The sequence below is a fragment of the Pedobacter cryoconitis genome, from assembly GCF_014200595.1.
GTDB lineage: Bacteria > Bacteroidota > Bacteroidia > Sphingobacteriales > Sphingobacteriaceae > Pedobacter > Pedobacter cryoconitis_C.
In genome coordinates this window covers 41,309-52,991 of record NZ_JACHCG010000001.1, presented here as the reverse complement: position 1 = coordinate 52,991, position 11,683 = coordinate 41,309, and the positions used below count along the sequence as shown (strand labels likewise).

The 11,683-nt window shown below is 39.9% G+C and carries 10 protein-coding genes; 3 read left to right on the top strand and 7 right to left on the bottom strand.

Annotated features, from left to right (window positions below; translation table 11 throughout):
- Positions 1-5 precede the first annotated feature (5 nt).
- The 4 genes from HDE70_RS00220 to HDE70_RS00205 all read right to left on the bottom strand — a co-directional run bounded on the left by HDE70_RS00220 (position 6) and on the right by HDE70_RS00205 (position 4,352).
- Positions 6-620 carry an HAD family hydrolase gene (locus tag HDE70_RS00220; protein WP_183887330.1) on the bottom strand — a complete coding sequence of 205 codons (615 nt, stop codon included), beginning with the start codon at positions 618-620 and terminating at the stop codon, positions 6-8.
- Between the two features lie 31 nt (positions 621-651).
- Positions 652-1,671, bottom strand: a complete 1,020-nt coding sequence (locus HDE70_RS00215) for a cytochrome d ubiquinol oxidase subunit II (protein ID WP_183887328.1) — start codon at positions 1,669-1,671, stop codon at positions 652-654.
- A gap of 3 nt (positions 1,672-1,674) precedes the next feature.
- On the bottom strand, positions 1,675-3,003 hold the full coding sequence (locus HDE70_RS00210) for a cytochrome ubiquinol oxidase subunit I (RefSeq protein ID WP_183887326.1): 1,329 nt from the start codon (positions 3,001-3,003) through the stop codon (positions 1,675-1,677).
- Between the two features lie 80 nt (positions 3,004-3,083).
- Positions 3,084-4,352, bottom strand: coding sequence for an NAD(P)/FAD-dependent oxidoreductase (locus HDE70_RS00205; RefSeq protein WP_183887324.1), 1,269 nt, complete (start codon positions 4,350-4,352; stop codon positions 3,084-3,086).
- Between the two features lie 369 nt (positions 4,353-4,721).
- Between HDE70_RS00205 and HDE70_RS00200 the strand changes: the two genes are divergently transcribed.
- From HDE70_RS00200 to HDE70_RS00190, 3 genes are all read left to right on the top strand, one after another.
- Entirely contained in the window at positions 4,722-5,231 is a 510-nt protein-coding gene (locus tag HDE70_RS00200; protein WP_183887322.1) for a hypothetical protein, read from the top strand.
- Between the two features lie 82 nt (positions 5,232-5,313).
- Complete coding sequence (locus tag HDE70_RS00195; protein ID WP_183887321.1) at positions 5,314-7,101, top strand: HSP90 family protein; 1,788 nt, start codon at positions 5,314-5,316, stop codon at positions 7,099-7,101.
- A 5-nt stretch (positions 7,102-7,106) separates the two neighbouring features.
- Entirely contained in the window at positions 7,107-8,177 is a 1,071-nt protein-coding gene (locus HDE70_RS00190) for a hypothetical protein (protein WP_183887319.1), read from the top strand.
- Between the two features lie 15 nt (positions 8,178-8,192).
- Here HDE70_RS00190 and HDE70_RS00185 read toward each other — a convergent pair whose 3' ends face one another.
- Genes HDE70_RS00185 through HDE70_RS00175 form a run of 3 tightly spaced genes read right to left on the bottom strand, consistent with a single transcriptional unit; the run spans position 8,193 to position 11,668 of the window.
- Positions 8,193-10,865 (bottom strand): MGH1-like glycoside hydrolase domain-containing protein, encoded by a 2,673-nt coding sequence (locus HDE70_RS00185; protein WP_183887317.1) that lies wholly within the window; start codon positions 10,863-10,865, stop codon positions 8,193-8,195.
- Positions 10,866-10,919: 54 nt separating this feature from the next.
- Entirely contained in the window at positions 10,920-11,303 is a 384-nt protein-coding gene (locus HDE70_RS00180; protein WP_183887315.1) for a hypothetical protein, read from the bottom strand.
- 23 nt (positions 11,304-11,326) lie between these two features.
- Positions 11,327-11,668 (bottom strand): hypothetical protein, encoded by a 342-nt coding sequence (locus HDE70_RS00175; protein ID WP_183867393.1) that lies wholly within the window; start codon positions 11,666-11,668, stop codon positions 11,327-11,329.
- Positions 11,669-11,683 lie beyond the last annotated feature (15 nt).

The window sequence follows — 11,683 nt, the reverse complement described above, 5'->3', positions numbered from 1 at the left end:
GTTATTTACCCGAATTTAAATTGATCGATCCTTACCCAGTGCATTCCAGCAGCTTCAGCAGCATCCGTCCCCGGCTTTCCGTCTTCAAATACCAGGCATTTTTTCGGGTCAACACCCAATAGTTCTGCGGCTTTAAGAAATGGGTCAGCGAAAGGTTTACCTCTTGGTGTTTCTCCGGCGCAAACCATAGCCTCTACATAATCACTTACGCCAATTACATCCAGCGTATGCTGTACTGCTCTGCGATCTCCACCCGAAACTACAGCAATACGCACTTTATCTGCATTCGCTTTTAAATGTTCAACGACATAGGTGATCGGCAATGCTTTCTGAAGGTATTCTTCAAAATAAAGCTTCGCTTTTCTGGCAGTAAATTCTGCCGGATCCATATCAGCCTGGTAACGCAGATTCAGTTCTTCTACAACATTGAAAATTGGCCAGCCTGCAAGTTCATCTATAATTGCAGGGTCCATATCCACGTTATATTGTTTAGCTATAGCTACATAAGTCTCCGTATGTGCAGGCATATTGTCGGCTAATGTACCATCACAATCGTATAAAAATGCCTCGTAATCTCCCGCTGTTAGCTTACTGAGCCTTGAAAAATTAGTCTCTTCCATAAAATAATATTTAACGCCTGTTTAAACAGGTTTAATGTGCGCTGGTATTTCCCTTTTTCTGCTGAAAGCTATAAATAAGGTAAACCAATGCTGGTATAATAAAAATACTGCCAATCAGCAGTGCATAACCTAAAGTTTCTATTGTTTTGAATTGTCCCTGGTGGGTTAGTAAGGAAAGATTGTCTCCGCCTTTAAGCAGGATAATATCCGGAAAATGACTATAAGTGGCGGCAAAAAGGATCATGGTTACCTGAAAACCAGCCAATAACCGTAACATAACCGGTTTATTCCTGTTTAGCAGGACAAAAGTAATAACGAGTGAAATGGTCGCCATAATCAGTGCTATAATGCCTGGAACATCACTAAAAATCCAGTTTAATAAAGGGATTCCTTCGGAATGTGCAGCTAAAAACACTAATCCGCCTGCTGCCATAACCACGAAGATGGTACGTCTTGCTTTACGGGTGAACAATTGTCTGTCCTGTTCGTCTTCTGCTTCACCGATGATAAATACATTAGCCAGATAAGCGCAGATAGTAACCGTAAAGATGCCTACAGTGACTGAAAACCAGCTTAACCAGCTAAAAACATAGGCTGAGAGGAAATCTCTGGCTTGCAGATCGATCTGTCCTGATACGGCACTTGCAGCGATAATCCCTAAAAAGAAAGGGGTTACTACGCTCGAAATAACAAATATTGGGGTATATACTTTTTGCATATCATCTTTTACGGCATCGTAATTTCTGAAAACAAAAGCTGTACCCCGGGCAATAATCCCCATTAGCATACAAACCAATGGAATGTGCAGATAAATGGAAACAGTTGTATAGATTTTAGGAAAACCAACAAAAAGGATAACAATTACAATGATCAGCCACATGTGATTGGCTTCCCAAACAGGGCCGATGGCTTCATACATCTTTTTACGCATCCTTGGTCTGTTAGCCCTGGAAGTAAATAGTTCTATAATTCCAGCACCAAAATCAGCTCCTCCCAATAAAATATATAACAGAATGGCAGTCCACAGGAAAATTATTACGACGTATACCATATGTTATTGTATTTTTTTATCAGTGGAAGAATCATAAAGTTTATCGACCATCGTGATCTGGCGGAATAGCAGCAGACTCACAATAATGGCGAGTGAAATGTAAACGGCTGTAAACAGATAAAATGAGTAAGCAATTCCGGGCATTGGGGTAACCGCATCGGCAGTACGCATGACGCCATAAATTATCCATGGCTGGCGGCCTACTTCTGTAACTGTCCATCCTGCTTCCAGCGCAAGAAAACCCATTGGGGTCGCAATAACAAAGAGTTTGAGCATCCATTTACTTTCGGCCCAGTTTTTCTTTTTGATCAGGGCAATAAAATAAATAACAGCTAAGCCTAACATGGCCATCCCCAGTCCCACCATAATCTGGAAGGCATAATGTACAACTGCAACTGGTGGCTGATCTTTTTTAGCGAACTGATCCAGTCCTTTGACTTCTGCATTAAAGTCACCGGTAGCCATAAAACTCAGTGCTTTGGGTATTTTTAATGCGTACTTGACAGTTTTAGTCGCTGTATCCGGGATTCCCCCAATAATTAATCCAGCCCCTTTTTCGGTATGGAAATGAGCTTCCATTGCGGCAAGTTTTGCAGGTTGGCGCTGTGCGACATCCTTCGCTGAAATATCACCGCTAATGGGTTGAAGACAAGCGGCTACAGTCCCGAATATAGCTGCGATCTGAAATGCTTTACGGTGAAAATTTACGTTTTTACCTTTTAAAATCATCAGGGCATGAACTCCTGCAACGGCAAAACCTGTGGATACAAAAGCGGCCACACACATGTGGAGTGCTTGTGAAAACCAGGCTTCATTAAACATGGCTTTCATCGGATCGATATTCAGGTATTGTCCGTTAACGAAATCAAATCCCGCAGGACTGTTCATCCAGGCATTGGCCGCAACAACGAGAATACCGGAAAGTAATCCGCTGATTCCAACAATTACCCCGGTAAACCAGTGAAACCAGGGATGAAAACGGTTCCATCCATACAGGTAAAATCCGAGTGCAATGGCTTCGATAAAAAAAGCTGTCCCTTCCAATGAAAATGGCATCCCGAAGATCGGGCCTGCATGTTCCATAAATTTAGGCCAGAGCAGGCCGAGTTCAAAAGACAATACAGTTCCTGAAACTGCACCGGTAGCGAAGAAAATTGCTACTCCTTTGCTCCATGCTTTAGTGACATCGAGGTATACTGCTTTTTTTCTTTTTAACCAAAGATAATGGGCGGTACACATGAAAAATGGCATCACCATTCCGATACAGGAGAAAACGATATGAAAGCCTAATGAAAAGGCCATTTGGAGTCGTGCGGCTAAGAAATCATCCATGTAGCAAATGTAATAGTTATGGCTTATGAAGCCATAAATCAGCGGGCTAGAATTGCCTTATAATTGTAATATTAGCAGCTTTATAGCTTCTTGCTTGCCGGTCTGACGATCATTCGTAAGGATTGGTCTCTGGTAAAGTAAGCAATCATCCAGTTATATAAAGTTTTGATCCTGTTTCCTGAATTAATCAGGGAGATCAAATGGATAAACAACCACATTACCCACGCAATAAATCCACTGAAAAACAGCCTGGGCTTCGGCAGATCGGCTACGGCTTTATTTCTACCAATAATCGCCATCGTACCTTTATCTACATAACTGAATGCTTTAGGAAATTGATTTTCTTCTACCCGGACCATGTTTTTACCTACATTGTCTCCTTGTTGAAGTGCGACTTGTGCTAATTGCGGATGTCCCTGCGGAAATCCGGGGTCGGTTAACTGGATACAGGTATCACCGATAGCATAAATATCTTCCAGTCCTTTTACTTTGTTGAATTCATCAACTTGTAGTCTTTTACCTTTTCCGTAAGCTTCTTCTGGCATACCTTTAAAAGTCATTGCAGTTACTCCTGCTGCCCAGATCAGGTTTTTAGCTTCGATTGTACTTCCGTCAGCAAAATGAACGGTATCGTTTACGAAATCTTTCACCATCACATTCAGCTTTACTTTAACGCCCATTTTAGTCAGGGTATCATAGGTGTATTGTTGTGACTTTTCACTCATTGGTGCAAGTACTGATTTCAGGCCGTCTACAAGATGGATTTCACCGCCTGCGCCTTTAAGTTCAGGATAATCCTTAGCCAGGATCGTCCTTTTCATTTCGGCAAACATTCCAGAGATTTCAACTCCAGTGGGGCCACCACCTGCAACAACTACAGTCAGCAGTTTTTTACGCTCCACAGGATCTGCTGACCGGGAAGCTTCTTCTAAACGTTCTAATAAGGTATTCCGCATTTGCAGCGCATCAGCAACTGTCTTCATGGGGATAGCATGTTTTGCTACATTGTCCATTCCGAAATAGTTGGTTTCACAACCTGTGGCAAAAACCAGGTAATCGTAATTGACAGGGCCTGTGGAAAGGATAACTTGCTTTTGTTCCGGCAAAACTTCTTCCAGTTCTCCAAGTCTGAACATAAAGTTCTTCTTTCCCCGGAAAAGCTTACGAAACGGATAAGTGATGTTAGAGGTTTCCAGATAACCGGTAGCTACCTGGTAAAGCAGCGGCGGAAAAAAGTTATAATTATTTTTATCTACGAGTGTTATATCAAATGATTCATTAGCTGCTAGTTTTTTAGCAAGGTTAACTCCTGCAAATCCACCACCTATAATGACTACTTTCTTTGGCATATGATTGAGATTTAAAAGATCAGATCAATTCTAAACAATATGTTTACTAGCCTTAGAACAACAACAAACGTGCTATGTTTGAAGTTATTTAAATTTAGATGGTAAAATTGTTTATAGTTTTTTTTTAAGCGAAACAAGTCAAATTCACTTCTGGTAGTTTTCCTACCAGAAGTTGATTTGACGCAGTTACAGCTAAAAAAAAGCAGAAACAAATTACCAGATGAATTTCATATATCTTCCCTTAACAGAATAATATTTTGTGGGCGAAGGGTCAAATAAATTGGTAACCAAAGCAGTTTAAAAATTCTTCTGAATAGAATTTTATTACTATTACTGACGTTAAAGGTTTAAGTTTACAAAAAATTCAAAATGAGCAGCAAAGATCAACCATCAGCAAATGTTTTAACATTCAAAAAAGGCCAGTATGTATTTACTGACCATTTAGAAGAAGTACATCCTGAGGGGGCAAGTGTTCCTTTTTTGACCGCAAAGGCAATCCTGATCACAGCGGAAGAGAATTCTTTTAAAGGTGATATTGCCACTGTAAAAATCAGTGACCTGATCCTGAAACAATCAACCTTTATCGATGATAACGGAAAGGCTGTAGAAGCACACAAGTTATATGTATGGCCGCGTAATTTAGGGAGCACAAAGGAATGGACAGCAAACAAAATTGAATTCCTGAATGAATTTGTCATGAACTTCCCTATTGCAATTATTTCTTTAGAGGAATCAAATGGGGTAACCTGGAAATATATCACCCCTGAAAATTTCAAAAAGATCCCTGAAAGTATTGAGGCTTCTTCCAGCTTCCAGGAGTATGCAGCGCATCAAAGTGAATACTTCTTTTTGCGCCGTCCTTTGAACGTGCCAAAATAACGGTTCAATCCTTATTCCCCTCTTTCTCTGTCATTTTGAAATGCAGGCATGGCCCTGACTATGCACAGAATTATTTATGAACATGAATGAAAATCAACACTATTTATTTCAGGTAAACCTGAAGGGAATGATTTCCCTCTTGTCAGAACATTTATACAGTAACCCCAGTACTTTTGTAAGAGAGCTTTTACAAAATGGTGTGGACGCAATAACAGCTTTCAGAACGCTTCATGAAGACCATGAAGGTTATCTGCGCATTTATTTGCCAGATAGCGAAAACGCAGAAATGATCTTCAAAGACAATGGCATCGGACTGAAAGAAGAAGAGATCCATAAATTTCTGGCAGTGATCGGAGAAAGTTCCAAACGGGAGTCATTTGAGGCTAAAGATTATATCGGGAAGTTTGGTATTGGCTTACTTTCCTGTTTTGTGGTAAGCAATGAGATCATTGTAGAATCAAGATCGGCTTTGAGCGAAAAAGCCGTGAGATGGACAGGAAAATCTGATGGAACTTATCAAATTACTGAAATTGAAGAATCCAGACCAATTGGGACTAAAGTAATTCTGCTGCCTAAAGATGAATTCAGACATTTGTTCGAACCAGATGTTTTTAGAAGAAATTTAGAATATTACGGAGATGCTTTGCCAATGCCTGTTTACCTGCATTACAATGAAAATGTAAACTGGATAAACGAATCCGGAGCACGCTGGCTTGATCCAAACACTACTAAAGAAGAATTGCTTGCGATTGGTCAAAAGACATTTAATACTGGTTTTCTGGATGCATTTCCTATTTCAACTTCAAGTGGAGGTGTCAAAGGAGTAGCATTTGTGTCGCTGTATAAAACACAGTTTTCTGGAAAGCAAAGCCATAAACTCTATTTAAAACGCATGTTTATGAGTGAGGATGACTGTCATCTTTTACCTAAATGGGCGTTTTTTATCCGCTGTATCTTCAATGCAGATGGCCTGGACGCTACTGCTTCCAGAGAATCACTGGTATATAATGATACACTTAAAGAAGCTAAGGCTGAGATTTCACAAGCGATCAAGTCTTATCTGAAAACCATAGATATGATAGATCCGGATATCTATCAAAGACTGGTAAGTACACATTATCTGCACCTTAAAGCTATTGCCGCAGAAGATCATGAGTTGCTTTTGGTATTTATGGATGACCTGCTTTTTGAAACCAATAAAGGGCCAAAGAGTTACAGGAGCATCAGGCACTTAGAACAGACCATTTATTATACGCCTAATGTTAATGATTTCAAACAGATCCACCGGATTGCGGGCTCGCAGGGCATTCTGGTCATTAATGCGGGTTATACATTTGAAGAAGAGCTATTGAAAAAGATTAGTCAGCTTCATCCTGAGCTGAAGATAGAACAAATATCACCAGAAAGCCTGTTGAATACCTTTCATTCCGTTGATGTGCAGAATTCAGCAGAATTAGTAGATTTTGAGAACAGAGCGGCAGCAGTACTTCAGCCACTAAATTGCAGTTGTAGTCTTAAGCATTTCAATCCTGTTGACACACCAGCGATTTATATTGGTGCCTACGAAGATATTAACGCTAAAAGCACTCAGGGTTCTTCCAGTCTGAATCCTTTGGAAGCTACCCTTGGCATGTTTACTAAAAAAACGAAGGTCATTCAGCCGATGCTATGTTTTAATGTAGATAATAAACTGGTTAAAAGCATCACAGGCATCAAAGACCCTTATTTATTTCCTTCTATTATTCACATTTTATATGTTCAGGCATTGATGTTAGGAAAATATCCTGTGAGTGACAGAGAAATGAACTTATTTAATGAAGCACTTCATAACCTTGTAATCATGGGTATGGAGAATTTTATCAATCTATAAATACAATGAGTTATACTTTAGAAGTACAAGAATTAACAGACAATGCGAATCAGGATAGCACAAATCCAAAGGACGCTCAAAAGTTATTAATCGCAGCAATTCAGCTTGCAGATGCGCATGAAGACACTGCCTTAGGTTATGAATTGAGATTAAATTTACTGAATAAACAATGGGGCCTGGCAGACCGTCCCTATTTTGTGAGTGCTTTTAGCTGGATGCTCAATGCTTTTGATGCAGATCCTGAAAGTTACGCTGCCAGTACCTTATTATGGAGATATAAATGGATCATTGGTGAGTTATTTTCCAATCCTGAAGTCCCTCTGGAACAGATTAAAGTAGTCCTGGAAGATTATAAGCGCAGAATACTGGAACAAGGTTATAACCTCCGGTCTTATTATACGAAACATCTTCATGAAGCGCTTAGTCAAAAAGACCAGGCAGAAAGTAAAAAATATCTCAACTTAATGAATGCTCTGCCTACTGATGGAATGAGCGATTGCAGTGCTTGTGAAATGGATAATGAAGTTTCATTTTTAATTAATGAAGGCGATTTTAAAGCAGCTTATACCAGAGCTCTTCCGCTAATTCAAAAGCAGTATAGCTGTGCGCATGTACCTTTCATCACGCTTTGCAATTTATGTTATATGGCGATTAAGGATAACAGAATTGAGGAAGCTGCTGCGCTGTTCCTGAAAGCGGAGGAAGAATTACAGGGAAATGAGTCTGATTCTTCGCTGGTTACTTCCATGGGGCTGCTGATAGTGTATCTTTTTCATACGGATAAGCCTGCTGGCTGGAATTATCTGGAAAGATATCTGCCATGGGCGCTCGAATGTGAAGCAAATCTTAAGTTTTTCTTCTCCATGCATATAGCTGAAGCTTTAAAACTGGAAGATCAGGAAAAGACAATTGTTCTTAAATTACCTGATGTACATTCACTTTACAATTCTTCCAATCACTACAAAGTAAAAGACTTATATGATTTCTATGCGCAGCAGGCTTTTAACTACGGTCAGCTTTTTGATAAACGCAATGGAAATTCAAGTTTTTCTTTACAATTAGAAAAGGCCCTTTAAAAGGGCCTTTTCTAATTAGTTTATCCTGATCAGTCTCAGGTAATCGAGCATAGCCTGGTTAATTTCACCATTCATATTCTCATTCCAGTTTTCCAATGAAAGTTGGAATTCATGTATTCCCTTAGTCAGTTTCACTGTGTTTACATTACTGAAGCCCCAGTCAGACCATTCTTCTTTTCCGCGTTGCGGAAATACAAAGGTTCCAGCAAACTGGCCATCGACATTAAATGTTCTGATAGCGCATTTGTTCTCCGTATTGGTTGGGCCATTTCCATTGGCATATCTGAGGTCAATGGCGTAAGTACCTGCCTCAGCTATATTAATCTTAAGCGTTACTTTCTTATTCTTTGTTTTACTGATTTCAATAAAGCCATTAGTCGTATATCCCTGATAAGGCAGCGTTGATTTAGCAGCTACGGTTTCCATAGCAACGGCCTGTATTTCTCTGGTTTCCGTGATTAAAACAGGTTCACTTGCAAATGAGGTAATCCCATTTTTATCTACAGCAATTACCTGGTATTCTCCACTTTTTGTTACGGTATAGTTCAATTCCTGAGTTTTAGCAATTTCTTTGCCGTTGCGGATCACCTGGTAAACTTCAGCTCCTTCTACCTTTCCCCAATTGATCAGGTTGTTCTCTTTTTTCAAAACAGGTGCAACGATAGAAAAATAGTCTTCAGATTTTGCAACTTCACCTCTGTTTGGTTTATCATCAGCCAGCACAATATCAATTTGATGTCTTCCTTTTAGCGTCGCAGGAACCATAGCCTGTGGCAAAGGTTTACCGTCAATCGTGATTAATTTTATCTTCTTCCCATATCCGTTCAATTTAATATCCAGTACTGCATTGCGGTATTTAAAATTGGTCAGCGTCCGTTCACCTTTGAGCACTTCAGGAATAAATGGCTTAAAGATCAGTGCATCTGCTTGCATATCCATCCCAAATAATACTTTATAAACCAGGCTGATATTTCCGGCCAGGCTCCATAACATATTACTTGAATTGACTTGCGTACCTGCGAAGTCACCAGAAGTAGAAACAAAATTCTCTTTATTGGTCAGGAATAATGCCGCAGGACGATAAATTGCACTCATGCTCTGTACAAGTGCTTCTGCATTTCCCGTTTTTGCCGCAGCCAGCGACCAGTAGGACTGTACAAAAGGCCACACTGCATTGTTATGGTAAGGTGGAATATTCGGAATCTGAGGATAGATACATGGAATACCAAACTTAGTGACTGGTGTTTTTGCAATGATGGATTTCTGCTGTCCTGCATCAGCAATATCGAATAATACAGCAAGTGCTTCTCCCAACGCTTCGGAGCGTGGAGATAAAAGTTTAAACTGTCTGCCGTATAAGTATTGTCCATAATATCCTTTTTCCGGCATCCATAAATATTTATTGATCCCATCTTTTATTTGACTGGCAATACCATTATACTTTTCAGCTGCCTCTTTGTCTTTCAGCAGCACCGCCATTTCGGCAAGAACTTTATTGGTTTGATAGTGAACAGCATTAGTGCCTAGATTTTCCGAAGCATATATATCCGCAGATTGCATCCATTTAGGGTAGGTCTGATCTCTCCAGTCTAAGAAGGAAGATTCACCTCTGACCATACCTGTTTGGGGGTCATAGACGTTTTTAAGATCATCGTCAACTGAATTCCGAATGATCGTATAAGCTTTGGTAAGCCATGTCTGATCACCTGTGGTTTTATAGACTTCCCAGGCTGCAACCGCCCAGATCATCCGGTCAGAAGAGACCGGCCAAGAACCTCCTGTCCCTGTATCCTGAATGACACGATTATTTTTAACTTTTTTCAGCAAACTATACTGCGCAACTTTGGGTTGCAATGTCGCCATAGAAAGTATAATACTATAACTAATATCCCTTGTCCATACACCTGCCCATTCTTTCCCAGTTCTGAAAGTACTGTCCGGCTCTATTGCATTCTCCATTTCTTCTAAACCGAGATTATAGAGTGCATCCATAATTGGAACAGCTGATTTATACTGAGGGAAAGCGGAAACATCTTTTGATAACTTCCACGAAGAAGCTGTAGTTTTTTTCTCCTGGGCCTTATTCATTTCCAGCGTAACCGTATAAATACCGTCGCCATCATTATCTTTTAATTCCAGCTCTTTATGATTACTCAGGTTATCAAAATCCCAGATCAGCGGGCTGATACTCCCGGCTACAAAAACACCTTTAAAGTCTGCTTTGTAAACCTTTGTCCCATCATAAGCAGTATAAAAACCTTTGGAAGCAAAAGCAGCCAGTACATCACGCATATCAAGTTTAATGGTGAATTTGGTATCTGGCCTAAGAAATACACCTTTTGATTGCGGCTGTTTTAACTGCTGACCAAAACGAATAACAGGAGTTTCAAATTTCCCATTGACAGCAATGATACTAACCTCATGATTTTTTCCTGAAGCCATTTCATTATCCTTACCATTGATACTGAACTTGAAAGACAAGTCCGGACTGATATCCAGGTTAACCGGACTTTGATAATTAGAATGTAAAGCTGTCGGAGAAAGTGCAATGGCCTGGAATGCTCCCTGTGTAACTCTATCTTTTGATAAGGTATAGGCGTCAGACTGATATATATTGTTCATAGGCTTCTGGGCCATAGCGGCCATAAAAGAGAACGGGAAAATCGCAATAACAAAAAGTTTATTCATTATGCCCACAAAATTATCATTTAAAAACCGATGAGCACCGAATGAACCTATGAATTATGATCCTGTCTCTAAATTGAAAGGCTTACCTGATAATATTTCCATCCATTTTTCTTTAGACAATTGGCTATCCACATAGGTGACTCCATGCAATTCACACCACTCGCAAAGTTCAGTCAAAGTACTAAATACCGGAGATTCAGGATAACCCCCATAGTTTTCTCCGCGATCATCAAATACATTAATTTCCCAAGCCTGAAACCCCTCACCTGGCGATGGGTTAACCGGTGTCCATGCATAATGCAGCATTTTGATTTCATCACTTTCCCAGCTATAGCGTTCACCATCAAATTCACAAGTATAAGGGCAAATATGCCCCTCCCATATTTTACCGATGGGCCAGCTAAAATCTAAAGGAACTTTGAATAAAAAATTCGCCATAAGGATATATATAAAATCAGTTCTTACTCTTCATCTTCCAGGATGTTTCTATCCTCCCAGCTTAAATACGCTCTATACCACTCCGCACACTGCTTAAATACCTCAGTCAAATCCCCCTCATTCAAAGTAAAATGTACTGCGAATATATGATTTTCCACAACCCCATAAAGATTCAGGTATTCAAACTCATAAGTCTGAGTTCCAGCCTTAAAATTAAGTCCCTCAACCTCATCCGTTGCTATAACTTCCATGATCGTATGGGAGCCCGTATGCTGTATCACTGTGCGTCCACCCATTTCATCTTCAAGATGTTCACTTGGCTCTAAAAAAACTATTTCCGGAAGTGTAAAGTCTATTAAATTCATGCCGCGAATCTAAGA